The sequence below is a fragment of the Allorhizobium pseudoryzae genome, from assembly GCF_011046245.1.
GTDB lineage: Bacteria > Pseudomonadota > Alphaproteobacteria > Rhizobiales > Rhizobiaceae > Neorhizobium > Neorhizobium pseudoryzae.
The window spans coordinates 42637-64464 of the sequence record NZ_CP049241.1; the positions used below are offsets into that span (position 1 = coordinate 42637).

Genomic DNA, 21828 nt, shown 5'->3' on the forward strand with positions numbered 1-21828 from the left:
CCGGGCGACGGCCTTCCCTCGCCTGACCCAAAATCGGACAGGCGCCATTTTCCCGCAAGGCAAACAATGCTAACGCTCTGACCAAACAGCAGATAGGTCTCATCGATTGTTTCGCCTCCCCCTTCTCGTCGCGCTCAGCCTTGCGATCGCCTTCGGCCTCGGCATCTGGTCGACGCTTGTGGCGCTGGACGCGACGACCGGTTTCGGCGCGATCAAGCTCGGCGCCTGGGAGGCCTTCCCCGAGGCGCAGACGGCAGACGCCGACCCCTACGCCAAGGCGCACCGCGCCAATGCCGGCCGGCTGTTGTTCGGCAGTGCCGAAGGGCTGCGGTTTGCGGCCAGCGTGGATGACGACGGCCAGCCGCTGTCCGGCACCTGCCGCTATGCGATCAAGGGCCAGACGCCGCCGACACGGGCCTGGACGCTGTTTGCCGAAATCGACGGACTGCCGCCGCGCATCGACGGGGCGCTGCCGATGGCGCTCAATTCCCGCACCGTGCTTCGCGAGGCCGACGGCAGTTTTGCGATTGCCGTATCGGCGACCGCAGAGCCCGGCAACTGGCTGGCGGTGAAGGGCAGCAAACCCTTCCGCCTGGTGCTGACCCTGCTCGACACCCCGACCGCCGGCAGTTCCGGCCTGATCGATCTCACCATGCCGACGCTCGAACGGATCGGGTGCGGTCATGCTTAAGGTGCTGCTGGCGATCCTGACGGGACTGGTGGGGGCCGCGCTGCTGCACCTCATCATCATCCTGGCGCTTCCCTCCTTCAGCGAACGGGACGCCTATTCGAAGGTACTGGGAGAAGGCCAGCCTTTCCGTTTCCATGCGCTCAGTGCCCGCAGGGATGCCAGCGGACTTGCCAAGGAGGATCCGTTTCTGGAGGTTGCCGTCTGCGCCTTCGACGTGACGGAGGCGCCGGTGCGGCTGTCGGCCGGCGACGGAGTGCCCTTCTGGTCGCTCGCCACCTTTGATCAGGCCTCGAACGAGACCTTCAGCATCAACGACCGGACATCCGCCGGCGGCATGCTGGACGTGATCGTCGCGACGCCGGTGCAGGCGACAGCGCTGCGCAGGGCGATGCCCTCAAGCCTGATGCAGTCGATCATCGTGGAAACAGCGGAGCCGCTCGGCTACGCGGTCCTGCGGGTTCTCTCCCCGCAGATGAGTTTCCGGCCGATGGCGACGCAGTTTCTGGCCGAGGCCGATTGCGGGCAGATGGCCTGGCAATAATGCGCAGGTTTTCCCATGCCGCACGAGGGGTCGTGCGGAGAGCCCCGGTCAGGGGTCACGGTGTTAATGCTTGTCGGCGCGAAACGAGATCTCGTCCATCGTCCGGTGGGTCATCTCCTCCAGGCGCTCGTAGCGCACGCCGGTGAAGAGAACCACATCGGCACCATCCCGCCGCTCGAGCCGCATCAGCGCCCGTTCCGGATGTCTGTCACGCCAGTTCTTCAGTACCACAATCTCTGCCATGCGCGTCTCCTCAAGAACATTCGAGACGGATGAAGGACGGACCGATCTCACCCTGCCCGCGACCAGCGGGCTGACGCATCCTCTTGCAAGGCATCTGCGTCTTTCTCGGCAGACCCGGTTCCGACGGAACCATCAGGTCCAGCGATACTTTCAACGCATGAAAGCGTCCGGTGGTTCTCCCCACCGAGATGGAAAACTGCCGGGTTCGAACCGGCGGTGTTTCTGACGATTCACGCGTCTATCTCGAATTGAACCGCAACCTCCCTAACAATTCGTTAATGCTAATGAACCAATTTCATTGGCCTCGACGCTTGCGCGAGGCTTGCGATGCCCGGACGGGACACAGGTTTTTCGGAGAAAGGCGGCGGAGGCGTGGCGGGCGCGGCCAAAATGCAACGCTTTGAGACACAGGCGTGCAAAAGCCGGACGCGTCTGCGCCTCTTCACCAGCGGTTAACCTCGCCGTGCATAGATTGTTTAACCATGCCAGGCGGCACTGGCGCCGGATGTCTCCCGGGCCGTCGGCTTCTCAGCATCCTGTTCGGCAGGACCCGGGCGTATGACGCGCCCGAGGTGAGGTTCAACTGTCTATCCTAGAGTTTTGCGTTGGTGGATTTACCCGTGGACCGGTACCGTGAACTTGAAAGGCCGCAGGCAATGCGCAGAAAGGATGTGGTTCTGATGGCCACGGTGACGAGCTTCGAGGAACTCGACCACCCGGGGAAATCCGAACTGCGCCAGTTCGCCGAATTGTTTGCGCCGCTGTTCGAAGCCTCCAGCGACGAGGCCCGCCGCCAGGCCGTGGCGGCACTTTCCCGCTCGCCGAACGTTCCCTCAGCCGTCGCCTTCTTCATTGCCTGCCAGCCGATTGCCGTTGCCGCGCCTTTCCTGACCGCCTCGCCCTGCCTCGACGACGAGACGCTGATCGCGATTGCCCGCACGCAAGGGGTCGATCATGCCCGCGCCATCGTGCGCCGTGACAATATCTCGCCGGCCGTCGTCGATGCTCTGGTCGGCCTTCGCCACAGCCGCGCCGCGATGACGGCGGCTCAGACCGTTCCGCCGCAACAGCCAGCCCAGGCTCAATCGCAGGCCCAGCCACAGGCCGAAGCGACGGCTGCGCTTGCCCCAACGGGGGCAGACGACCAGGTTTCCCGCGAGGAGGCGCTGCGCAGCACGATCAAGCATCTCGCCCGCCAGCAATCCCCTTCCCTCACAGACCGTCTCGGCCTTCGCACCATCAGCCCGGTGCAGGAGGCGCTCCTGGTGCGGTTTGCCCGCGCCCGCGAGGCGGATGCCTTTGCGACGGCGCTGGCCGATACGCTGTCGGCCAGCCGCTGGCTTGCCGAGCGCATCATGCTCGACATTTCCGGCCACCAGCTCGGCACGACGCTGAAGGGCATCGGCATGGCCGCGGACGAGGCGCTCTTCGTGCTGGAGCGGCTCTACAATCACCTGAGCGAGGAGATCGGCGGCACCACCCGCAGCACCATTCTGTGGGAGCAGCTCGACGACAACGAATGCGGACGCCGCGTCGAGGCCTGGCGCCGGGCCGACCGTTACACCTATGCCGACCGCGAAGTGCTGAAACCGGCCGTCGAGCCGGGATCGGCCCTGAAGGCCGCGGCCAACGAACGCCTTTCCTTCCGCCGGGCCCGCTGAATGAAGTTGCGGCGGGCGGTCAGTTTTCGTCCGCCACGAGATCGATGAGATCGCCGATCTCTGCGATGTCCAGTTCGATCAGCCACAGATCGCTGTCAAAGCGCAGTTCGCGGGCAATCAGCGCCTCGACGGCTTCCGCGTCGGCCGCTTGCAGGCGGCGCTCGAAGGTGCGACCGCCCTCCTCGCCCACCAGCATCTGCGGCGCCGGGCCGAACAGGTCTTCCGTCCCATCCCGGTGGCGCAGGCGGATGAAGATCGCACCCGCCTGATCGGCACCGCGGCGTTCGACGGCGGCAAAGCCGCCCATGGAAAACACACGGCGGGTCAGGGCGGAGACAAAGATATCGGATCGAAGACGCATGCTTTCGCATAGACCCGATGGCAGCGGATGGAAACCCTCCGCCGCCTTTTGAAGACATCGCAACCGAGGATATACTCCGCCAGGCGCAAGCTTGCCGGGTTACCGAACACAAGGCGGCCCGTCTTCATACGACCAGAACGATCACGGTCTTAACTGGAGCCGAAGACCATCCAGCGGCAGGAGACCCCATGGCGAAGTACAAATATCCGCACCACATGATCCAGAGCGATGTCACCGCCTTCGACAAGGACTGGCTGCCCGGCCAGATCACGCTGAATGCCGGAATCTATCGCTGTCGCACCTGCGGCGACGAGATCGTCGTCGGCCGGCGCCAGCAGATCCCCACCGCCCACCACGAACACGCAGTGCTGGGACCCGTGGTCTGGCAATTGCTGGTGTTTGCGCAGGAACACCCAAAGTAAGACGGATCGCCGTCGTGCGGGCATTGACATGCGCGCGCCAAACCGGCATTTATACTGAAATCGGTATATATCCGGAGCCAGCATGATGATGGAAAAGCTCGAATACACCAACATATTCGAGTCGATCACCGAGGACCCTGCACTTGCCGCTGACCTGCAATTCCGGTCGGACCTGCTGATGACGCTGATCGACATCCTGGAAAGCAAGGGCTGGAAACAGGCCGAAATCGCAAAGGTTCTCGACATTGCGCAGCCGCGCGTCAGCGAATTGCTGCGCGGCAAGATCAGCCTGTTCTCCTCCGACCGGCTTATCGGTTACCTGGCCAAGCTCGGCTATCGGCTTCGCCCGTCCATGACCGGCGATCAGACGGTGATCTGCGCGGTTGAAGTCGAGCGGGACGTGGCCTGACACGCCCCAATCGGGCCTAGGGCCGCTTGGCGCCTTTCCTGGCAGCCTTTTCCGCCTCTCGAACGATCGCCATCATCTCCTTGTAGCGCTTTTCGACGGTCGCCATCGCGGCCCGGTCGATGCCGTTCGTCGTCTTGGTGAAGGCGTGGAGGATGTAGACGGTGTCGAGATATTTCGCGCAGTACATCAGCCTGAAGGCCGGCGAACCGTTCTCGATCAATTCGATCACACCCGGTCCGACGGATGGCAGAGGTTTGAAGTCCGACCTCGGGCTTTTCCCGGCTGCAACAAAGGTGAGATCGTTCAGGAAATCCGTGGCAATGTCTGCCGGCAGGTCACGCACCGCCCTTTTCGCTGCGCTGTTCACGTAGACGATTGTCTTCGCTGCCATTGTTCCTCGCTGTATCGACCACAGCTGTCAGGCAACAATAGGCGCGATTGTGATCAATGCACCAGTGCTGAAAATGACTTACAGCGCGCCGATCGACTTCAGTTTCTTCAGGACCGCTTCGGAGGGTTCGCCGTTTTCGGCGAGGCGGTAGTGTTTCTGGAAGTGGCGGATGGCGGCGCGGGTCTGGGCGCCGGCGACGCCGTCCACCTTCACATCCGTATAGGCGATGTTGGCAAGGCCGCGCTGGATCTGCATCACCAGATTGACGTCGGCAAGGTCGGGCGTCGCATTCGGCTGGACGGAGGCGTTTGTCGCACGCGCGGCGGCCTGATCGGCTGCGGAGGCGCGGGCCGGCTGCGCTGCGAGGGTCTCGGGCGATGTCGGCGGGATCTCGGCGGGCGGCTTCAGGCTTGCGCCCGTCTTCGGGGCGGGCTTCGGCGCCGCGCTTGCCACCTGCTGCGTCGCCGGCTTGTGCTCGGCAGCGCGGATGGCGGCGGCGACCGGATCTTCCGCAGCGAGATTGCCGGCTGGGCGCTGCGCGGGCACGGCGACCGTGGCGGGCAAGGGCTGCTGGATGGCGGCAGCGATGTCGTCTGCCGCCTGTGGCGGCTTCACCAGCAGCGGATCGGCGTAGGCGGGCGAGGCATTGGACGGTGCGCCAGAGGAGGTGCCGGAGGTGGCGGCGGTGGTTTCCGGCAGATCGACCGGCGTCTGCGGGCGTCTTGCGGCCACCGCGGGCGGTGTGTCGCTCTGGCGTTCGATGCGGAAGGTGGTGACATTATGCGCCGGTTCGCGCTCGGCCGGCCGGTAACCGGCGATCGCATTCGGATCTTCCGGATCCCGCGTGCGCAGGAAGGGATGCGGGTGGCCGCCCGGCTGATACCAGAGCGCATTGGCGACGACAAAACTGAAGGCGACGGCCATGCAGAGGCTTGCCCCGACGCCGCGCGGATTGCGCGCCGCCTGACGGCCTGCCGCCGTCAGCAGGCTTACCAGAAGGCCAGGCTCCTTGACCGGTTTCCTTTTCCGGTCAGGCGCTTTTCGCTTTCGCGCGGTCATGCGCAAATCCCTGTTCTCGCGTTGCCGCCGTGTCCTGCTCCAGGCGCAGGCGCGGCGGAAATTCCATTGCACCGTCGGCATCGCTGACGTCGATACTGTCTCCCGGCCCCTCCATCGGCAGGGTCACGGTTACCACGGTTCCTTCTCCCAGGCGACTTTCGATCGCGAATTGTCCACCGTGCAGGGAGACGAGCCCCTTGACCAGCGACAGGCCGAGGCCGGTGCCTTCGTAGCCGCGATTGTAATCGCCCTGGACCTGCACGAAAGGCTGGCCCAGCGTATCCATCTTGTCGGCGGCAATGCCGATGCCCGTATCGCTGACGGAGATGACGAGATTGCGGCCACGCTGTTCGGCATCGATCGACACGACGCCGCCGCTTTCGGTGAACTTCACCGCATTGCCCGTCAGGTTGATGAGGATCTGCTGCACGGCGCGGCGGTCGGCAACGATTTCGCCGAGACCACGGGCGACGCGTGTGGTCAGCGTCACGCCCTTGTTGCGTGCCTGCAGGTCGAGCATGGCGCGGCAGGTCTCGATCGCCTCGGCGATACGGAAAGGCTCGGTGATCAGCTCGTAACGGCCCGCCTCGATGCGGCTCATGTCGAGCATGGTGTTGACGACCGACAGCAGATGCGCGCCCGACTGGCGGATCAGCGACACATATTCCTTCTGGCGGTCATTCTGCAGCGCGCCGAAATATTCCCCCGCCAGCACATCGGAGAAGCCGAGGATGGCGTTGAGCGGTGTGCGCAGTTCGTGGCTGACCGCGGCGAGGAACCGCGACTTCGCCTCATGGGCGGAGAGCGCTTCGGCGGTGCGCTCGATGATGTCTTCGCGCAGCTGGAGTTCGTCGGAGACGTCGGTGATCTGGACGAGCACGTTCTGCAGGGCGTCGTCGCCGCCGGTGGCCGCGGAGAGATCGAGGCGGACGGCCACGAACTGGCGCCCGCCTTCCGGATCGAGCCCGTGTTCGACGCGGGCGTCCACCCGTGCACTCTGCTGGCCCTGGCGCAGCGCATCGAGCGCCTGGGCAACGGCAATCCGGTCCGACACATGCACGAGTTCGGCAATCGACAGGCCGCGCGGATCGCGCCTGACGGCCGGCAGCAGCGTGCGGTCACGACCGCCGCTCTTCAGGATCATGCCATGGGCATCACAGACGAGAAGCAGGCCGGGGCAGGCTTCGAAAACGAGATCGGCGGCATCCGAGCCAACCGTCTCCACCTCCTGCGGGCGCAGGAGCCACAGGGCGGCGGCCGAGAAGAACAGAAGTGTTGCGATGATGAGGGCAGCCGATACCGGCAGGCCGAGCGCCGGGCCGAGCAGCAGGCTGGAGAGCACCGGCAGGAGCACAAGGCTGAGCAGGCAGGCGGCGGTCAGCAGACGCAGAACCACGACATCGGATGCCGACGGCTGCTCGGTCTTGCCGAGCTGCCTCAGCCAGCCGAGGGACAGGCGGTCGAACCGCTTGGCGAGCCCCCGGGCAAACCCCATGGCCAGCCTTCTGCCGATGTCGTTGAATACGCGCACGCTGATACCTAATCGCGAATCTTGATGCCCCGACCATAGGCGCCGCTGGCTTAAGGAAACTATAAAAGAAGGGGCGTCCAAGGTCCCGGAATGGCCCCGAAATGGCGCTTTCGCTGTCTCGGAACGATGCATCTCCGGTTGTGGTTAACAGGGCGTAAGCACCGGATTTCCAACAATTTTCTGCATCACGTTAAGGAATGCGGCAAAATCGCTGCGCAAAGTCCACAGCTTTCAGGGGTACTGCCGCAATTATGCTTAATGGCGACCCCTAAAATGCGAGGGACATGGCCATTTGCCGGCCCGGCGCCGGCGATCGGTAAAATTCGATACAAATTCGCGTCAAATCGCAGCTTTTACCGCAAGGGGACGTTTTTCGATGGCGGCTAGGGTGTGCTCATCCAAGACCGGAACGGATCCGGCAGCGGCGAGAAGCAGCAGGTGAAGGCAAGATGTGGTTCCTGATCAAGACAAGCATGGGATTTACCGCGGTCCTCGTTGCGCTGTCCTATTTCGGCAGCCAGCCAGCCCCGTCGGGTCAAGAGCCCGCGTCCCAGTTGCAACTGACCGATGCCTTTGTCGCCGCGACCGGCGCCTATACCTATCTGCAGGGTCTGTGCACCGAAAAGCCGGATGTCTGCGAAAAGGGCGCCGAAACATTCACGGCGATTGCGTTTCGGGCCCGTGAGGGCGCCAAGGTTGCCTATGAGCTTCTGGACAGCCAGCTGTCCGGCACCGACGACAAACCGGCGCTTGCCGCCGCAGCCGCACCCGGTCTGCCCATGAGCACCGGTTCCGTCGCAAGCCAGCCGATGCCGCCGAAGCCGGAGGCACTGTCTGCGGCGGCCACGGCCGATGCCGTGGTGACGGGCACGGTGCCGCTGCCGCAACGCCGCCCGGACCGCTGACCCGCGGTCCTTCATCCTCTTGCGTCGAGATCCCTCGGCGCCTGTCAAGCCCACCTGTTTCAGCTTCTGCTGACGCCGCAAGATTTCGGTCTTGCGGCGTTCTTTTTTCTTGCGGTTCGACCACCTACCGTTCGCCGCGATTTGGTTTATATGAGGGCCTGAGCCGTGAAGGAGCAGCCATGACCAGCATCGACCAGATCATCGACGACTTCGCTTTCCTCGACGATTGGGAAGATCGCTACCGGTATGTGATCGAACTCGGCAAGGCGCTGCCGGATCTGCCGGAGGACAAGCGCACGGCCGACAACAAGGTGAATGGCTGCGCAAGCCAGGTCTGGCTCGTCTCGCATCGCGGCGACGGTGCCGATCCGGTGATGACCTTCGAGGGCGATTCCGATGCGCATATCGTGCGCGGGCTGGTGGCGATCGTGCTCGCCGCCTGTTCCGGCAAACGCGCCTCCGAGATCGCCGCGACCGACCTGATCGGCATTTTCGACAAGATCGGCCTGGTGGAAAACCTCTCCTCGCAGCGCGCCAACGGCCTGCGCTCGATGGTGAAACGCATCCGCGACGAGGCGGCCGCCGTCTCCGCGACCGCCTGACCCCTTCCCTTCAATGCTCGGGACGAAAGCCGTCTGCGCCCCAGGCGTGCCGACGCCGCGCATTCGCCGGCGGCGGAGCATAGTGGCGGGCAAGCGCCAGAAGCGCCGTGCGCAACATCAGCTTGGCGGAGCGCGCCGGCCAGCAGCGTTCGCGTTCCACCTGTTCCAGCCCCTTGCCGAAGCAGCAGACATCGAGCGCCACGCCGGAGAGTTCCGGCCCCATGGCGTCGAGTGCCGCATTGACCCGAAGGCGTGCCGCCACCGCGCTGTCGGTCAGGTCGGCGAGCCCGCCCCGTTCGCCGGGTGTGCGGCTGGCGATGCGCGGCTCCCAGCTCGCCGTCACCTTCGGCTGCAGATGGCCACGCTCGAAATCGGCGGCGAGCCGTTCGCCGGCATCGATGGCCGCCTGCGGCAGGAAAGCCGCGCCGGAGCGTTCCTTCAGACGCGACAGCACGGACAGCGGCGATTCGGCGAGATTGCGGCAGACCGGCTGGGTCGCACCGTCCACCACCCTCTGCTCCTCGGCAATCTGCCGGTGCTGCGCGGCAAAGCCCTCCTCCTTGTCCTCCTGCAGCGCCCGGCGCAGGTGCGCCGCCGCCTCCGGCAGGGCAATGATGCTTCCCGCCTGCCGGGTGACGAGACCAAGCGAAACGGCCTCGGCCAGAACCTTCTCCGTGACCGGCAGGTGCCGGCCGGACTGCTCCAGGACCAGCCCATCGCCTTCCCTGCGCAGCCGGCACGGCCCCTTCAGGGCAAGGCGCAAGAGGTGCAGCAGCATGCGGCGCTCGGCCTTAATCATGGTCCTGCTCCCCCCGGCCGGCAAAGATGACGCTGACGATGCGCTCGATCCCGGTGATGAAATCGTCGAAGGCCTGATCGTCGCGGCGGTCCTCCACCACATGGCAGGCATGGCCGACGGTGGTGCGGTCACGCCCGAAGGCCTGGCCGATTTCCGTCAGCGGGATGCTGAGCGACACGTGGCAGACATACATGGCGATCTGGCGGACATGGCAGAGCATGCGGCGCCGGTCGCGCCGCATCTGGGTGCGGTCTCCGGTGAGGCTGATGATTTCGCCGACCACCTGGCGGACGAGACGGCAGACTTGCCGCATCGGCAGATGGGCCGGGGGATAAAACCCGTGGAACGGTCGATGCTGGAGAGAAGGAGCGGCTGCGAACGGGCCGGGCTGAAGATCGTAAGTCATGAACAACTCCCAAAATAGGAATTAATTCATACAACCTAAATGATCCGCGGGGATAAGGAAAGCATCTCTCGGATTTTCCGCAGCGCTGATTCCCTTGGATTTTCGCCCTTCATCCCCAATCAATCTAGGATTATTTTCTCCTCCTCATCCCCGCAACCATGATCACAAACGCAGATCGCCGGAAGGCATCCCTTCCGGCGATCTGAGATATGGGCAGATCTTTGCGTTGTGCAGGTCCGCGTCAGCCGCCGTGGCCGGCGGCCTTGATCCGGGCGTTACTTGGCGCCGCGCTTGCGGCGCTGGCCGAGACCCATTTCCTTGGCAAGCCGCGAACGGGCCTGGGCATAGGCCGGAGCAACCATCGGATAGTCGGCGGGCAGGCCCCACTTCTCGCGATATTCTTCCGGCGTCATGTTGTAGTGCGTCATCAGGTGGCGCTTGAGCGACTTGAACTTCATGCCGTCTTCGAGGCAGATCAGGTAGTCGTCTTCAATCGACTTGCGGATCGGAACCGGCGGCTTTGGCTTTTCGACCGCGGTCGGTGCAGGCGCGGGCGAGGTCGTGTTGCTGAGGGCGCTGTGCACGTCGGCGATCAGGGTCGAGAGATCGCTCACGGGCACAACATGATTGCTGACATAGGCGGCGACGATATCGGCGGTGAGTTCCACCAAAAGGTCAGGCGCCTTGTCGGCGACAGGTTCGGTCATTTCGTATCTCCTGTTTCGTTCGAGGACAGGTCGGCCAGACCATGTCCCGCGCAGATCGCGCCGAGCCTCAGCAACAGTGTCCCGTTTTCTGACAGACGCCCGGATCCACCCCTAGATCCAAGCGGGACAACACCACCGAGCCCGGTTGATACTGGCCGTTCCGTCACTCCCTCAATAATTCCAACCTGCTTATATAAAGCTTTTCACAACTGGAATGAGGAGAGATCGCGAAGCGGATCAATATCTGCGTTCTACACTGTAGCGATTAACATCCTTCGGCAGAAAGTCAAAATACAATTTGCTGCCCCAAGTCGATGGATCTCCTGTGGTTGAACGCAAATAGAACTCAACACGATCCAGGTTTGCGGGGCAGCGGAAGTATTTGTGCCACAATCTGCGTTATTCAAGAGGCCTGTCGCGGCGTAACTCGTCAATAATCGTCGAAGGATGTAAACGATATCCTACCTGGTGTGCCGTTTTGGCCAGCAAGTGTGCCGAAATGGGAGCGGTCAGGATAAAAAACAGGAAACCGGCGAGCGCGCGAAACAAGATCGCCAGATCTCCGGCATGCAGACCGGCCGCCAGAAGCAGCAAACCGGAGCCGACTGTGCCGGCTTTGGACGCCGCATGCATGCGCGTGAAGAGATCCGGCAGACGCAAGAGACCGATCGAGGCGACCAGTGCAAACGCCGATCCGCACAGAAGAAGCGCTGCCGTGAGAACGGTAATGATCATGGCTCTACTCCCCCTTGCCCGTGGAAACCGGCTGGATGACGCGGTCCGACCCGTGGATCGGCTCCAGGGCCCCCTGCTCATCCGCCGTCTTGCGCGACAGGATGAAGCGGGCAAAGGCGACCGTCGCCAGGAAGCCGACGAGGCCGAGCGCGATCGCCACATCGATATAGAGCGTGAAGCCGGTCTTGACCGCGATCACCGCGATGAAGCCGATCGCGATGCCGACCAGCATGTCGAGCCCGACAATCCGGTCCCCCAGCGTCGGGCCGGCGATCACGCGGTAGGCGGTGGCAAGGAAAGACAGGCCGAGAAGAGCGAGCGCCAGCCAGATGGCGCCATCGAGCAGAGCTTGAGCGGTCATCAGCGGAAAGCCTCCATGATCTTGCGTTCGAACCCTTCGGCGATATCGCGTTTCGTGCCCTCGACATCCGAGCAGTCGATGGCATGGACGTAAAGCAGCGTGCGGTCTTCCGATACATCGACCGAGAGTGTGCCCGGCGTCAGGGTGATGAGATTGGCGAGAAGGGTGATCTCGAAATCGCGGTCCACCGTCAGCGGAAAGGCGAAGATGCCGGGTTTCACGTCGAGCGTCGGGCGGGTGACGAGCACCGCCACCTTCCAGGCCGACAGCGCCAGTTCCTTGAAGAACAGCACCGTCAGGGACAGGATTCGGCCGATCCGGCTTAAGTAACTGACGCCATTCGCCTGCTCGCGGATGAGACCGATGGCAAAGGCGGAAATGACGAAGCCGAACAGGAAGTTGAGGAAGGTCGCGCTGCCGCTGACCGCCACCCAGACGACGGCGAACAGCACGTTCATGGTAAATGCTGTCATTGTGCACCTGCCTGCGGGAAAACCGACTGGATATAGGAGACCGGCTGCAACAGCCCCTCGGCCGCCATCTGCGACAGGCTGAGCGGGCCTTCCGGCAACAGGCCGAAGAGCGTGACGATGGCAATTAGGCCGTAGAGCGGCCAGGTGGTGAGCCTGTCCGGCGCCAGCTTTCCGCCGGCAAGCGCTGCCCCCTGCACGGAGGCCGCACTTGGCGTCGTCAGCGGCGGGCGCCAGTAGGCAAACAGGAAGGTGCGGCCGAGCGCCACCGTGGTGAGGAAACCGGAGAGCAGGATGGTGCCCGCCAGCCACCAGGCGCCGATATCGAGCGAGGCCTTGACCAGCATGATCTTCGGCCAGAGCCCCGAAAACGGCGGCAGGCCGGCAACCGCGAGAAACAGCGCCAGCGAGGCAAAGGCGAAGCCCGGGGCGATACGGTAAATGCCGCCCGCGCCCGACAGGCTGAAGGTGCCGGTGAGAGCTGCCGCGCGGCCGATGACGAGATAAAGTGCCGTCATCGCCAGGATCGAATGCAGGGCATAGAGCAGCGCGCCGCTGATGCCGGCGACGGTGCCGACGGCAATGCCGGCCAGCATGTTGCCGATGCCGACGATGACGGCATACCCCGCCATGCGGCGCATATCATCCTGCGCCAGCATGCCGAGCGCCGCGACGATCAGGGTGAGTGCCGCGAGCACACCGATGACGAGGCTGAGCTCCTCGCGCTGCAGCGGAAACAGCATGACCATGATGCGCATCAGCGCATAGATGCCGACCTTGGTGAGCAGGCCGCCGAACAGCGCCGAGACCGTGATGCGCGGCGTGTGATAGGAGGCGGGCAGCCAGAAATTGACCGGGAAGGCCGCCGCCTTCATGGCAAAGGCAAGCACGAACAGCGCCGACAGCGTCATCAGCGGCGCGCCCTCGATCTCGCGGGCCTTCAGCGCGATATCGGCCATGTTGAGCGTGCCGAAGATCGCATAGAGATAGCCGACCGAAATCAGGAACAACGTCGTGCCGATCAGGTTCAGCACCGCATATTTCATTGCCCCGTCGATCTGCTCGCGCTCCGACCCGAGGATCAGCAGGCCGAAGGAGGAGATCAGCAGCACTTCGAACCAGACATAGAGGTTGAAGACGTCGCCGGTGAGGAAGGCGCCCGAGACACCGGCCATCAGAAGCAGCAGGAACGGGAAGAAACCGTAGCGGCGGCTGCTGTCGTTGATATCCTTCAGCGCGGCAATGCCGGCGGCGAGCGCCACGATGCCGGCCACGAAGCACATCAGCGCGCCGAACAGATCGACGGTGAAGGCGATACCGAAGGGCGGCAGCCAGCGGCCCATCATCATGGTGACGGGTCCCTCGGCGACGACCTTGTAGAGCAAGGCCGCGTCGGTCAGAACGAGCAGCACGAGCGCCGGAATGGCGATCAGCGCATGCAGGTGGATGCGGTGACGGACCATCATCAGCAGCGCGCCGGCGGTGATCATCAGCGCGGGCGGCAGGATGACCAGCCAGTCGCCGGGCACGGTCGGCGCCATGACGAAGGCGGCGGAGAGATCTACGGGAGTGGAGGTAACTGCGGCCATCTTGTCTCGTCTCAGTAGCCGGCAGGCGGCATGGGTTCACTCTTCGGTTCGGCCAGACGCATCTCGTCGGTATCGTCGGTGCCGAGTTCCTGGAAGGCGCGGTAGGTCAGCACCAGCAGGAAGGCGAAGAAGGAAAAGGAAATGACGATCGCCGTCAGGATGAGGGCCTGCGGCAGCGGATTGGCGGCGCCGGCCGGCAGGGTATCAAGACCGATGCCGATGATCGGCGGCACTTCGCGCGTGAGACGTCCGCCGGTGAAGATCAAAAGGTTGACCGCGTTGCCGAGGATCGCGATGCCGAGCAGCATGCGCACGGTGTGGCGCGACAGGATGAGGTAGATGGCGGCGGCGAAAAAGGCGCCGACCAGACATGCCAGAAGAACCTCCATCAGTCCTCCTCCCTTTCTTCCAGTGCGAGCGCAATCGAGGTGATGGCACCCACCACGACGAGATAGACGCCGATATCGAAGGAGATCACGGTGGCGAGCGGCACCTCGACGCCGAACAGGCGCGGATAGATCCAGATGCCGGTCATGAAGGGCACCCCGACAAAGGCCGAGATGAGGCCGGAGACGACGGCAATCAGCAGGCCGGCACCGGCAATCGACATCGGGTGAAAGATGATCGCCCGGCGCACCGCCGCCACGCCATAGGCAATGCCGTAGATGGCGAAGGCAGACGCCGCGATCAGTCCGCCGATGAAACCGCCGCCCGGTTCGTTATGGCCGCGCAGCAGCACGAAGACGGAAAACAGGATCATCAGCGCGGTGAGGAAGGGCGCGACGGTGCGGAAGATCAGCGTGTTCATGGAGCGTGCCCTCCGTTCTGGTCCGGATTGTTGTCGGCCGGTTTCAGCGGGCCGCCGGCGCGGATGCGGATCAGCGCCAGAATGGCGAGGCCGGTGATCATCACCACGGCAATCTCGCCCAGCGTATCCGTTCCACGGAAATCGACGATGATGACGTTCACCACGTTCGAGCCGTGGGCGATGACCTTGGCATAGGCGTTGAAGAACTCGGTGAGGTTATTGTTGAAGGCGCTTTCGGTGGATTTCATCAGCATCAGCGCAAAGCCCGTTCCGCAGGCAAGGGCAATCGCACCATCCAACAGCATCTGTCCCATGGGCCGGTGATCGGAGGGGGCAAGCCGCAACCGTGTCATGACGAGCGCCAGGATGACGACCGACAGCGTTTCCACCATGAACTGGGTGAACGACAGATCCGGTGCGCCGAACAGCAGGAAGATCACCGCCACCGCGAACCCCTGGATGCCGAGCGCTGCAATGGCCGTCAGACGGTTCTTTGCCGTCAGCACCGCCACGAGACCGATGAGGGCGAGGCCGAAAAACGCCCATTCGTGCACCATGACACCCGAGGGCAAGCGCGGCATGGCCGGCAGTTCGCCGTAGAGGATCGGCGGGACCAGCAGGGTGGCGGCGAGAATGAGGAAGGTGGCGGTGACATAGACCTCCATGCGGCCCGGCTGGGTGATCCGCGTGACCTTCACCGACAGGCGCACGAGGCCGGCGAGGAGCGCATCGAAGGCCTTGTCCGGACCGGGGCCGATCGCATCCAGCACCCGCACCATCAGCGCCCGGGCGCGATCGATCAGGAGATAGACCGCAACGCCGAAGGCAACCGTGACGACGGAGAGCGCGAGCGCAATGCCGACATGCGGGATGGTGGAGATGGTGACTTCCGTCGGCACGCCCTTCACGGCGGTTGCCATCGGCGTCGAAATGAAATGATGCGCGACACCGGAGAGGATGCCGCCCAGAAGTCCGAGAAGCGCCAGCACGGCCGGGCCGAGCCAGAGCAGCGGCGGGCCCTCATGGGCATGTTTCTGCGTCTTGACCGGCTTGCCGATGAAGGGTTTCAGGCCGACCGCAAAGGCGATCGCAAACATCAGCCCGTTGCCGATGATGGCAACGACGGTAAACAGCATCGAGCGCAGATCACCCGCCGCCAGCGCATAATAGATCTCCTCCTTGGCGAGGAAGCCGAAAAAGAGCGGCAGGCCACCCATCGAGAGTGCCGCAAACAGGCCGGCGGCAAAGGTGATCGGCATGGCCTTGGCGAGACCGCCGAGCTTCGTTGCATCGCGCGTGCCCGCCTCGTGATCGATGATGCCGGCGACCATGAAGAGCGCGCCCTTGAACAGCGAATGGGCCACGAGATAGAGCACGGCGGCGGCCACCGAATGTTCGCTGTCAAAGCCCGTCAGCATGACCAGAAGGCCGAGCGAGGCCATGGTGGTATAGGCCAGCATCAGCTTCAGATCCGTCTGGCGCAAGGACAAAAGCGTGCCGACGATCAGCGTGATGCCGCCGAAGAAGGGAAGCAGAATTTCCCAGGCCGCGGTTTCGCCGAGTGCCGGGTTGAGGCGCATCAAGAGGTAGACGCCGGCCTTCACCATGGTGGCGGAATGCAGGTAGGCGGAGACCGGGGTGGGCGCCTCCATGGCATTCGGCAGCCAGGCATGGAAGGGAAACTGCGCCGATTTGGTGAAGCAGCCGCCCAGCACCAGAAGCAGCGTGGCGAGATAGAAGGGGCTGGCGCGCAGTGCATCGCCCATATGGACGAGCAGCGACAGCTGTGTGACGCCGGTGATGTTCCAGAGGAAAATCAGGCCTGCGAGCAGGAAGAGACCGCCGCCACCGGTGATCACCAGCGCCTGCAGCGCCGAGCGGCGCGCGGCCTCCCGCTGATGGTCAAAGCCGATCAGCAGGAAGGAGGTGATCGAGGTGAGTTCCCAATAGACGAACAGCATCAGGAAGCTGTCGGAGAGAACGAGCCCCAGCATCGCGCCCATGAAGAGCAGGATGAAGGAGAAAAAGCGCCCCTGCTGCGCATGACCCTTCATGTAACCGCCGGCATAGAGCACGATCAGCGTGCCGATGCCGGTGATCAACAGCGCGAAGGTGAGCGACAGGCCGTCGATGAACCAGGAGAAGGAGAGATTGAGGCTCGGGACCCAGGCGTAACCGCCCGTCACCACCTCGCCGGCGGCGATTTCCGGCAGGTAGCCGGCGAAATAAACGAACGAAAAGGCCGGCGCCAGCGCCAGAACCCAGGCGGCATTGTGCTTCAAATGCCGGGTGGCAAGCGGGGCAAGGGCCGCGGCAATGAAGGGCAGGAAAAGACACAACAAGGTCATCTCGATGTCCCTCGCCTTTCGGCTGCGCGGTCTGCCATGCTGAACCTCTCCCCTTCGCCACATTCATCAACTGCCACAGGCGAGCCCTGTTTACGGCATGAAAACCATGGGCTCAACGTAGTGCGGGCGGAAATCGACACGCATTCGACCTTTTTCCGACCGTTCGCACTCCCTATCTAGGGACGAAACGAGAGGAGCAAGTGATGTCGGACACTGTCACGAAAAAGGTGAACAAAAGTGATCAGGAATGGCGTGAACAGTTGACGCCGGAGCAATACCGCATCCTGCGGCAGGCCGGCACCGAACGGGCGTTTACCGGTCCCTACTGGGACAACAAGCAGGCCGGGCTCTACCGCTGCGCCGGCTGCGATACGCCGCTGTTCGTTTCGGACACGAAGTTCGATTCCGGCTGCGGCTGGCCGAGCTATTTCGCGCCGCTCAATGAAGATGCGGTGGTGGAACTGCGCGACACCTCGCATGGCATGGTGCGCACGGAAATCCGCTGCGCCACCTGCGACGGGCATCTCGGCCACGTCTTCCCGGACGGCCCCAAGCCGACCGGCCTGCGCTATTGCATCAATGGCTACGCGATGGTGTTCGAGCCGGTGTGAGGGGCACGCCGGAGAGAGACAAAACCCCCACCGACCCGCCTCCTCCCCCAAGAGGCAGGGCTATCGCATATGAGCGATCATGGAGATGAGGAAGTCATCGTCCCATCCGGCCTTCTTGATCTTGCGCCTTATGGATGCCTTGTCGGGATGCTGGCGGATCAGGTTGAGGGCGAGTTTTCTGAGTGTCGAGAGGTTTTGCGGCCCATGGTCCTTGCGGTTTCGTGCCGCATCCTCGCAGAAGGCCACATCGAGAACCCAATGCAGTTGGTTCTCGATCGTCCAGTGCGCCCTGGCGATCTTCAGGAAGGCTGTGGCGGAGACCTGCCTGGAGAGCAGGAAGTGCCGGATATGACTGGTTTGCCGGCCATCCGGCTCGATCCTGATGCTTTCCAGCCGGGCCACCGCCTTGATGCCGGGGAAGTCCATGCCGTCCGCCTCGACGATGCTTGCACGGCGGGTTTCGGTCCGGTCATGCAGCCTGGGATCCGTGGTTTCGGCACGGTCGGGATCGTCAGCCGCCTCCATGAGATGTCCGGCCTGCTTGAGCAGTCCCGGCTGGTTGCTCTTCAGCGCCAGCGCATAATCGGCACCGGTCGCCAGGATCGCTTTGGCCGTGTCGGCGCGGCAATGCAGCGCGTCGGCGGTGACCATGCAGCCCTCAAGCGACAGGCAGGCGAGCGCGTCGAGCACGCCCTTGACCTCGTTGCGGTTTGGCGCAAGCTGCTGGCCGATGACCATGCGGTTGTCGGCGGCCCAGATATTGACCAGATGCAGCGGCGTCGCCTTGTCGCCGCGCTTGTGGGCGCCGCGCACCGCCTTGCCGTCGATGGCGATGACGCCGGAGATCGACTGGGCGAAGGCGGCTGCGAACCTGGCGAACACCTCCTCGAAGGCAACCGGATCCAGGTGCCTGAAAACATTCGAGAAAACATCATGGCTCGGAATCCCGTACGGCAGCGGCATGACGGTCTTGAGCAGCTTGTGCTTGGACAGGCCAAAGTCGGCCATATCCTGACAACTCTCGGCACCACACAGCACCGCCGCCAGACCGATGAACAAGACCGAGTTCAAAGGGTAACGCACATTGGCGGCCCGCGGGTCTGGAACCGAACCAAAAAGCGAAGCAAAGCCTTCCATCACAACCTCCATCAGCGATGGAGCCGAGAGGAATCGATTTGCCACATCCTTTCAAGAGCTTGTCTGCCATATGCGATTCCCCTGCCCCAAGAGGCGGGTCGCGACTTTCATCTTGCTGGGGTCGGTGTCATATTGAGCGCGATCGATTGGGACACGTCAACGGTGATGTTCTGGACGGCTGGTGGCTCCCTTAAGCCGCTGTCCCAAATATCATTGGCGATGCCAAGGCCGAGCGGGATGCCACCGACAGGGAGCCCCTCTGCCCTATTGGGCCAAACATTGGAATAGTTGAGGACCGCGGGTCGACCATAGCGCGGACCTTCTGCCGGCACATTGGCGGGGTCAAATGCATCGAAATTCCAGTGCACCCCGAGATAGACACGGCTGATTCCGTTCTCGAAAATTGCATCCCACAGAGAAGCAAATTTCCGCACGACCCGCGTACGCACGGTGCCCGGCTGATCGCTCAGAGGCGCTGAGGGATCATACGGGCCGTCCAAATCACGGCTGACACCGTTCATCTCATCGGACACGAAGTCGAATGCCAAATCGTCTATGCCCTGTCCGTCCTTCTTGTTGCCCGCTTTGCCGACAAACAGCCGCACCATCTGGAAACAAGCCGACCCGAATGTCGCATGGCCGGATGGATAGGCGGGAAATGGTGGCTTGAACGCCTGACGATTGGTGTTTGTATCCGGGGCGCCGAGTGCAGTCCAGAATGGATCCGCATCCGAATCAATCGTCACCATACCGCCGATCGCCCCCGGCCCGCTGCCGGTATCGTGCTCGCGGATGCCGGTTTGCGGCCGCCAGAGCTCCCACTTGTATTTTTCCTTCCAGGCAAATTTTCCGGCATCTGCCATGGCGACGTTGATAAGGGCAAAAAGGCGAATAAGTTGCTCGTGCGTCAGGTTACCCGCCACGCCGTCCTGGTAGAGCTTGCGGACAATCTGGTTGTAGAGCCTCGGCGGGCTGCCGATCAGGTTTGCCCCATCATAAGCCCAAAAAAAGGCGGCAACCGTCTGGTCCGGTTTTCTTGTCAGATGGGGGGTCCCAGGCGCACCACCCAAAGCAACGACTTCGCGCAATGCATCAATGTAAGCCTGCTCACCCCGCGGTGGCGGTGCGAGCACATGATCCTGCGGATGATGCACGGCAAAAGCCTGCACATCCCCATAATGGGGGCCATGATAGGCCCGAACGGGCTTGCTGCCACGCTCGGGATGTTCCGGATCAAGTGCTGCCCGACGGACAGGATGGACGGGATCCTCGCGGAACTTGTAGCGCCCCTTACTCGGACGATAATATCCGGCATCCGCGCCCGGCTCACCCGGCTTCACACCGAGTTTGCCGATGATCGTTACGCCGATCATTTCACCAAATACATACGCCGAATGCAGAGTATTAATCTCGCCCGGATAAGCGCCGATCAGGCCCCGCATCATCACGACGAGTGTTTCATGCGTTGCATCGGAGATCGCACTCGCCTTGCGCGCATACAATGCGTCGAGAACCTTGGTCGCGGCGCCAGCCAACGCGTGCTCTGCCTCTGCCGGCCCCCAGGCCGGATCGACCGTCGCGGGCAGCATTGTCAGATATGTCGGGTAGGGCGAGTTCTGCCCCAAAGCTCCGAAATAGGCATCATGCATGGCGAGATGCAGAAGACCCAGCGCTCTTGAACTCATCGTGGGACCGGTTAGCGGACCGTCTAGACTATGGACGACACGATTCATCTCCAGCCCCACATGGTTCCAGTACAGAACCGGAACACGGTTTAAACGGGCATCCTCATTCACAGCCGGAAGCATCAGCATGTCATCCCCCCCTGGACTCTGCTCATCAACCCAAAATGTCTGCTGAATGTGTTGTTTTGCAGATTACCACAATCTAGAGGTACATCAATACGTATGTTGCACAATTACAAAAACACAACCGACGTTTGCGCAAACACCACCCACGATGCGGCTAACCGCCGTGTCCCACGGTCACGGACGGACGGTCAGGGGGACTTCGGAGGAAGGAAAACCAAACTCACACCTTCAATTCCATGCAGGTCAGATCCAGCCAGCGGCCGAACTTGATGCCGACCTCTGAAAAGCGCCCCACCTCACGAAAGCCGAGGCTCTGGTGCAGGCGGATGGAACCGGTATTGCCGGATTCGATGCAGCCGACCATGACGTGGATGCCGCCTTTTCGGGCGCGTTCGACCAGCGCCTGCATCAGCGCCTTGCCGATGCCGCCGCCGCGATGGTCCTTCTCGATATAGACGGAATGTTCCACCGTGTGGCGAAAGCCTTCGAAGGCGCGCCAGTCGCCATAGGAGGCGTAACCGGCAATCCGCCCCTCCACCTCCGCCACCAGCACCGGGAAGCCGCGCTCCAGGCGCGCCTGATGCCAGGCCTTGCGGTTGTCGAGATCGACGAGCGTCTCGTTCCAGATCGCCGTGGTGTTGGCCACCGCATCATTATAGATGTCCAGGATGGCGGGAAGATCGCTCGACGCGGCATCGCGGATGGTCAGGGCGGCGGCCATGGGGAATTCCACTATAGTTGACTTTCGTCTCCCATAGCAGACGGGAAAGCCGTGGGTAAAGCGGCTTCTTGTGAGCACCGCTACCCGGCGACCCGTCAGGGTGCCACCGCGCCGGGGGCCGCTGCCTCGCCGCCGCTCGGCGACCGCCCGGCCGGGCTGCGGGCGATTTCGGCGCGGATCAGTGCCAGTGCGCGCTGGCCAATCCCCTCGAGCCGCAGCATGTCGCGGTCGGTGAGGTCTGCCAGCTGGCTGAGGCGACGGATGCGGTTGGCCTTCAGTGCCTTGACGATCCACGGTGGAAGGCGGCTGTGGCTCAGGAGATCGCCGGCAGTCTGGCTGCCGGCTTTCGATCGGGACTGCGGTTTTGGCGAAGCAAGGGGCATGGCGGGTTCTGCCAATGAGTGCGGGAAGGGGTTGACGGGTCCGGCTAAACGAACAACCGGAAAGGCCGGCAGTTCCCGCATCGGAGCGTGAAGTTTTCGGGCGGCCTTGCCGCCAAGCCCCCGCCC

The 21828-nt window shown here is 63.2% G+C and carries 27 protein-coding genes; 8 read left to right on the top strand and 19 right to left on the bottom strand.

The genetic code is table 11. From position 1 onward, the window contains the following. The first annotated feature begins 106 nt into the window (after positions 1-106). Together G6N78_RS00245 and G6N78_RS00250 are read left to right on the top strand one after the other, a co-directional pair. On the top strand, positions 107-691 hold the full coding sequence (locus G6N78_RS00245) for a DUF1214 domain-containing protein (RefSeq protein WP_165214330.1): 585 nt from the start codon (positions 107-109) through the stop codon (positions 689-691). Then, entirely contained in the window at positions 684-1232 is a 549-nt protein-coding gene (locus G6N78_RS00250) for a DUF1254 domain-containing protein (protein WP_165214332.1), read from the top strand. The genes G6N78_RS00245 and G6N78_RS00250 overlap by 8 nt, the downstream gene beginning before the upstream one ends. A gap of 63 nt (positions 1233-1295) precedes the next feature. Here G6N78_RS00250 and G6N78_RS00255 read toward each other — a convergent pair whose 3' ends face one another. Continuing rightward, positions 1296-1475, bottom strand: a complete 180-nt coding sequence (locus tag G6N78_RS00255) for a hypothetical protein (protein WP_234905834.1) — start codon at positions 1473-1475, stop codon at positions 1296-1298. A 680-nt stretch (positions 1476-2155) separates the two neighbouring features. Between G6N78_RS00255 and G6N78_RS00260 the strand changes: the two genes are divergently transcribed. Continuing rightward, positions 2156-3136 carry a DUF2336 domain-containing protein gene (locus G6N78_RS00260; RefSeq protein WP_234905835.1) on the top strand — a complete coding sequence of 327 codons (981 nt, stop codon included), beginning with the start codon at positions 2156-2158 and terminating at the stop codon, positions 3134-3136. A 19-nt stretch (positions 3137-3155) separates the two neighbouring features. Here the strand turns inward: G6N78_RS00260 and G6N78_RS00265 are convergent, their stop codons facing one another. Beyond that, positions 3156-3497 carry a DUF1491 family protein gene (locus G6N78_RS00265; protein ID WP_165214336.1) on the bottom strand — a complete coding sequence of 114 codons (342 nt, stop codon included), beginning with the start codon at positions 3495-3497 and terminating at the stop codon, positions 3156-3158. 188 nt (positions 3498-3685) lie between these two features. Here G6N78_RS00265 and G6N78_RS00270 point away from each other — a divergent pair, with 188 nt between their 5' ends. Both G6N78_RS00270 and G6N78_RS00275 read left to right on the top strand, forming a co-directional pair. After that, positions 3686-3919 (top strand): TraR/DksA C4-type zinc finger protein, encoded by a 234-nt coding sequence (locus tag G6N78_RS00270; RefSeq protein WP_165214338.1) that lies wholly within the window; start codon positions 3686-3688, stop codon positions 3917-3919. 82 nt (positions 3920-4001) lie between these two features. Then, positions 4002-4328 carry a helix-turn-helix domain-containing protein gene (locus G6N78_RS00275; RefSeq protein WP_234905836.1) on the top strand — a complete coding sequence of 109 codons (327 nt, stop codon included), beginning with the start codon at positions 4002-4004 and terminating at the stop codon, positions 4326-4328. Positions 4329-4344: 16 nt separating this feature from the next. On the opposite strand, the gene G6N78_RS00280 is transcribed toward G6N78_RS00275, so the two are convergent. The 3 genes from G6N78_RS00280 to G6N78_RS00290 form a co-directional block, all read right to left on the bottom strand. Continuing rightward, positions 4345-4719 carry a type II toxin-antitoxin system RelE/ParE family toxin gene (locus G6N78_RS00280; protein ID WP_165214340.1) on the bottom strand — a complete coding sequence of 125 codons (375 nt, stop codon included), beginning with the start codon at positions 4717-4719 and terminating at the stop codon, positions 4345-4347. Positions 4720-4797: 78 nt separating this feature from the next. Next, positions 4798-5778, bottom strand: coding sequence for a peptidoglycan-binding domain-containing protein (locus tag G6N78_RS00285; protein ID WP_165214342.1), 981 nt, complete (start codon positions 5776-5778; stop codon positions 4798-4800). Then, the gene (locus G6N78_RS00290; protein WP_165214344.1) at positions 5750-7273 is read right to left on the bottom strand and encodes a sensor histidine kinase; all 1524 of its coding nucleotides are present in this window, start codon (positions 7271-7273) and stop codon (positions 5750-5752) included. The genes G6N78_RS00285 and G6N78_RS00290 overlap by 29 nt, the downstream gene beginning before the upstream one ends. Positions 7274-7758: 485 nt before the next feature. On the opposite strand from G6N78_RS00290, the gene G6N78_RS00295 reads away from it, so the two are divergent. Together G6N78_RS00295 and G6N78_RS00300 are read left to right on the top strand one after the other, a co-directional pair. Next, positions 7759-8214 (top strand): DUF5330 domain-containing protein, encoded by a 456-nt coding sequence (locus G6N78_RS00295; protein WP_165214346.1) that lies wholly within the window; start codon positions 7759-7761, stop codon positions 8212-8214. A 179-nt stretch (positions 8215-8393) separates the two neighbouring features. Further along, positions 8394-8816 (top strand): SufE family protein, encoded by a 423-nt coding sequence (locus G6N78_RS00300; RefSeq protein ID WP_165214348.1) that lies wholly within the window; start codon positions 8394-8396, stop codon positions 8814-8816. A 10-nt stretch (positions 8817-8826) separates the two neighbouring features. Here G6N78_RS00300 and G6N78_RS00305 read toward each other — a convergent pair whose 3' ends face one another. The 10 genes from G6N78_RS00305 to G6N78_RS00350 form a co-directional block, all read right to left on the bottom strand. Then, positions 8827-9615 carry a DUF6456 domain-containing protein gene (locus G6N78_RS00305; RefSeq protein ID WP_165214350.1) on the bottom strand — a complete coding sequence of 263 codons (789 nt, stop codon included), beginning with the start codon at positions 9613-9615 and terminating at the stop codon, positions 8827-8829. Further along, entirely contained in the window at positions 9608-10021 is a 414-nt protein-coding gene (locus G6N78_RS00310) for a helix-turn-helix domain-containing protein (RefSeq protein ID WP_165214352.1), read from the bottom strand. The genes G6N78_RS00305 and G6N78_RS00310 overlap by 8 nt, the downstream gene beginning before the upstream one ends. A 275-nt stretch (positions 10022-10296) precedes the next feature. Further along, a complete protein-coding gene (locus G6N78_RS00315; protein WP_165214354.1) occupies positions 10297-10728 on the bottom strand; it encodes a Ros/MucR family transcriptional regulator in 432 nt (143 codons plus the stop codon). A 399-nt stretch (positions 10729-11127) separates the two neighbouring features. Beyond that, positions 11128-11463, bottom strand: a complete 336-nt coding sequence (gene mnhG / locus G6N78_RS00320) for a monovalent cation/H(+) antiporter subunit G (protein WP_165214356.1) — start codon at positions 11461-11463, stop codon at positions 11128-11130. 4 nt (positions 11464-11467) lie between these two features. Continuing rightward, positions 11468-11824, bottom strand: coding sequence for a cation:proton antiporter (locus tag G6N78_RS00325; RefSeq protein ID WP_165214358.1), 357 nt, complete (start codon positions 11822-11824; stop codon positions 11468-11470). Continuing rightward, positions 11824-12297: a Na+/H+ antiporter subunit E gene (locus G6N78_RS00330; protein WP_165214360.1), complete on the bottom strand. Its 474-nt coding sequence runs from the start codon at positions 12295-12297 to the stop codon at positions 11824-11826. The genes G6N78_RS00325 and G6N78_RS00330 overlap by 1 nt, the downstream gene beginning before the upstream one ends. Beyond that, positions 12294-13883, bottom strand: coding sequence for a Na+/H+ antiporter subunit D (locus G6N78_RS00335; protein ID WP_165214362.1), 1590 nt, complete (start codon positions 13881-13883; stop codon positions 12294-12296). The genes G6N78_RS00330 and G6N78_RS00335 overlap by 4 nt, the downstream gene beginning before the upstream one ends. Before the next feature lie 11 nt (positions 13884-13894). Then, positions 13895-14272, bottom strand: a complete 378-nt coding sequence (locus tag G6N78_RS00340; protein WP_165214364.1) for a Na+/H+ antiporter subunit C — start codon at positions 14270-14272, stop codon at positions 13895-13897. After that, a complete protein-coding gene (locus G6N78_RS00345) occupies positions 14272-14691 on the bottom strand; it encodes a Na+/H+ antiporter subunit B (RefSeq protein WP_165214366.1) in 420 nt (139 codons plus the stop codon). The genes G6N78_RS00340 and G6N78_RS00345 overlap by 1 nt, the downstream gene beginning before the upstream one ends. After that, positions 14688-17039 (bottom strand): putative monovalent cation/H+ antiporter subunit A, encoded by a 2352-nt coding sequence (locus G6N78_RS00350; RefSeq protein ID WP_165214368.1) that lies wholly within the window; start codon positions 17037-17039, stop codon positions 14688-14690. The genes G6N78_RS00345 and G6N78_RS00350 overlap by 4 nt, the downstream gene beginning before the upstream one ends. A gap of 203 nt (positions 17040-17242) precedes the next feature. On the opposite strand from G6N78_RS00350, the gene msrB reads away from it, so the two are divergent. Further along, on the top strand, positions 17243-17650 hold the full coding sequence (gene msrB, locus G6N78_RS00355; protein WP_165214370.1) for a peptide-methionine (R)-S-oxide reductase MsrB: 408 nt from the start codon (positions 17243-17245) through the stop codon (positions 17648-17650). Positions 17651-17710: 60 nt separating this feature from the next. Here the strand turns inward: msrB and G6N78_RS00360 are convergent, their stop codons facing one another. From G6N78_RS00360 to G6N78_RS25680, 4 genes are all read right to left on the bottom strand, one after another. Beyond that, entirely contained in the window at positions 17711-18787 is a 1077-nt protein-coding gene (locus G6N78_RS00360) for an ISAs1 family transposase (protein ID WP_165214372.1), read from the bottom strand. Positions 18788-18894: 107 nt separating this feature from the next. Further along, complete coding sequence (locus tag G6N78_RS00365) at positions 18895-20601, bottom strand: vanadium-dependent haloperoxidase (RefSeq protein ID WP_165214374.1); 1707 nt, start codon at positions 20599-20601, stop codon at positions 18895-18897. A 217-nt stretch (positions 20602-20818) separates the two neighbouring features. Continuing rightward, positions 20819-21319: a GNAT family N-acetyltransferase gene (locus G6N78_RS00370; RefSeq protein WP_165214376.1), complete on the bottom strand. Its 501-nt coding sequence runs from the start codon at positions 21317-21319 to the stop codon at positions 20819-20821. Positions 21320-21414: 95 nt separating this feature from the next. Next, positions 21415-21702: a helix-hairpin-helix domain-containing protein gene (locus tag G6N78_RS25680; RefSeq protein ID WP_206531586.1), complete on the bottom strand. Its 288-nt coding sequence runs from the start codon at positions 21700-21702 to the stop codon at positions 21415-21417. Between the last annotated feature and the right edge of the window lie 126 nt (positions 21703-21828).

What these genes read in the sequence shown, in the direction of transcription:
- G6N78_RS00345 (WP_165214366.1), bottom strand. Translation starts at nt 14,691, where the DNA reads ATGAACACGCTGATCTTCCGCACCGTCGCGCCCTTCCTCACCGCGCTG.
- G6N78_RS00260 (WP_234905835.1), top strand. Translation starts at nt 2,156, where the DNA reads ATGGCCACGGTGACGAGCTTCGAGGAACTCGACCACCCGGGGAAATCC.
- G6N78_RS00305 (WP_165214350.1), bottom strand. Translation starts at nt 9,615, where the DNA reads ATGATTAAGGCCGAGCGCCGCATGCTGCTGCACCTCTTGCGCCTTGCC.
- G6N78_RS00325 (WP_165214358.1), bottom strand. Translation starts at nt 11,824, where the DNA reads ATGACCGCTCAAGCTCTGCTCGATGGCGCCATCTGGCTGGCGCTCGCT.
- G6N78_RS00285 (WP_165214342.1), bottom strand. Translation starts at nt 5,778, where the DNA reads ATGACCGCGCGAAAGCGAAAAGCGCCTGACCGGAAAAGGAAACCGGTC.
- G6N78_RS00330 (WP_165214360.1), bottom strand. Translation starts at nt 12,297, where the DNA reads ATGACAGCATTTACCATGAACGTGCTGTTCGCCGTCGTCTGGGTGGCG.
- msrB (WP_165214370.1), top strand. Translation starts at nt 17,243, where the DNA reads ATGTCGGACACTGTCACGAAAAAGGTGAACAAAAGTGATCAGGAATGG.
- G6N78_RS00265 (WP_165214336.1), bottom strand. Translation starts at nt 3,497, where the DNA reads ATGCGTCTTCGATCCGATATCTTTGTCTCCGCCCTGACCCGCCGTGTG.
- G6N78_RS00340 (WP_165214364.1), bottom strand. Translation starts at nt 14,272, where the DNA reads ATGGAGGTTCTTCTGGCATGTCTGGTCGGCGCCTTTTTCGCCGCCGCC.
- mnhG (WP_165214356.1), bottom strand. Translation starts at nt 11,463, where the DNA reads ATGATCATTACCGTTCTCACGGCAGCGCTTCTTCTGTGCGGATCGGCG.
- G6N78_RS25680 (WP_206531586.1), bottom strand. Translation starts at nt 21,702, where the DNA reads ATGCCCCTTGCTTCGCCAAAACCGCAGTCCCGATCGAAAGCCGGCAGC.
- G6N78_RS00255 (WP_234905834.1), bottom strand. Translation starts at nt 1,475, where the DNA reads ATGGCAGAGATTGTGGTACTGAAGAACTGGCGTGACAGACATCCGGAA.
- G6N78_RS00275 (WP_234905836.1), top strand. Translation starts at nt 4,002, where the DNA reads ATGATGATGGAAAAGCTCGAATACACCAACATATTCGAGTCGATCACC.
- G6N78_RS00370 (WP_165214376.1), bottom strand. Translation starts at nt 21,319, where the DNA reads ATGGCCGCCGCCCTGACCATCCGCGATGCCGCGTCGAGCGATCTTCCC.
- G6N78_RS00360 (WP_165214372.1), bottom strand. Translation starts at nt 18,787, where the DNA reads ATGGAAGGCTTTGCTTCGCTTTTTGGTTCGGTTCCAGACCCGCGGGCC.
- G6N78_RS00350 (WP_165214368.1), bottom strand. Translation starts at nt 17,039, where the DNA reads ATGACCTTGTTGTGTCTTTTCCTGCCCTTCATTGCCGCGGCCCTTGCC.
- G6N78_RS00270 (WP_165214338.1), top strand. Translation starts at nt 3,686, where the DNA reads ATGGCGAAGTACAAATATCCGCACCACATGATCCAGAGCGATGTCACC.
- G6N78_RS00310 (WP_165214352.1), bottom strand. Translation starts at nt 10,021, where the DNA reads ATGACTTACGATCTTCAGCCCGGCCCGTTCGCAGCCGCTCCTTCTCTC.
- G6N78_RS00290 (WP_165214344.1), bottom strand. Translation starts at nt 7,273, where the DNA reads ATGGGGTTTGCCCGGGGGCTCGCCAAGCGGTTCGACCGCCTGTCCCTC.
- G6N78_RS00335 (WP_165214362.1), bottom strand. Translation starts at nt 13,883, where the DNA reads ATGGCCGCAGTTACCTCCACTCCCGTAGATCTCTCCGCCGCCTTCGTC.
- G6N78_RS00280 (WP_165214340.1), bottom strand. Translation starts at nt 4,719, where the DNA reads ATGGCAGCGAAGACAATCGTCTACGTGAACAGCGCAGCGAAAAGGGCG.
- G6N78_RS00295 (WP_165214346.1), top strand. Translation starts at nt 7,759, where the DNA reads ATGTGGTTCCTGATCAAGACAAGCATGGGATTTACCGCGGTCCTCGTT.
- G6N78_RS00315 (WP_165214354.1), bottom strand. Translation starts at nt 10,728, where the DNA reads ATGACCGAACCTGTCGCCGACAAGGCGCCTGACCTTTTGGTGGAACTC.
- G6N78_RS00365 (WP_165214374.1), bottom strand. Translation starts at nt 20,601, where the DNA reads ATGCTGATGCTTCCGGCTGTGAATGAGGATGCCCGTTTAAACCGTGTT.
- G6N78_RS00250 (WP_165214332.1), top strand. Translation starts at nt 684, where the DNA reads ATGCTTAAGGTGCTGCTGGCGATCCTGACGGGACTGGTGGGGGCCGCG.
- G6N78_RS00300 (WP_165214348.1), top strand. Translation starts at nt 8,394, where the DNA reads ATGACCAGCATCGACCAGATCATCGACGACTTCGCTTTCCTCGACGAT.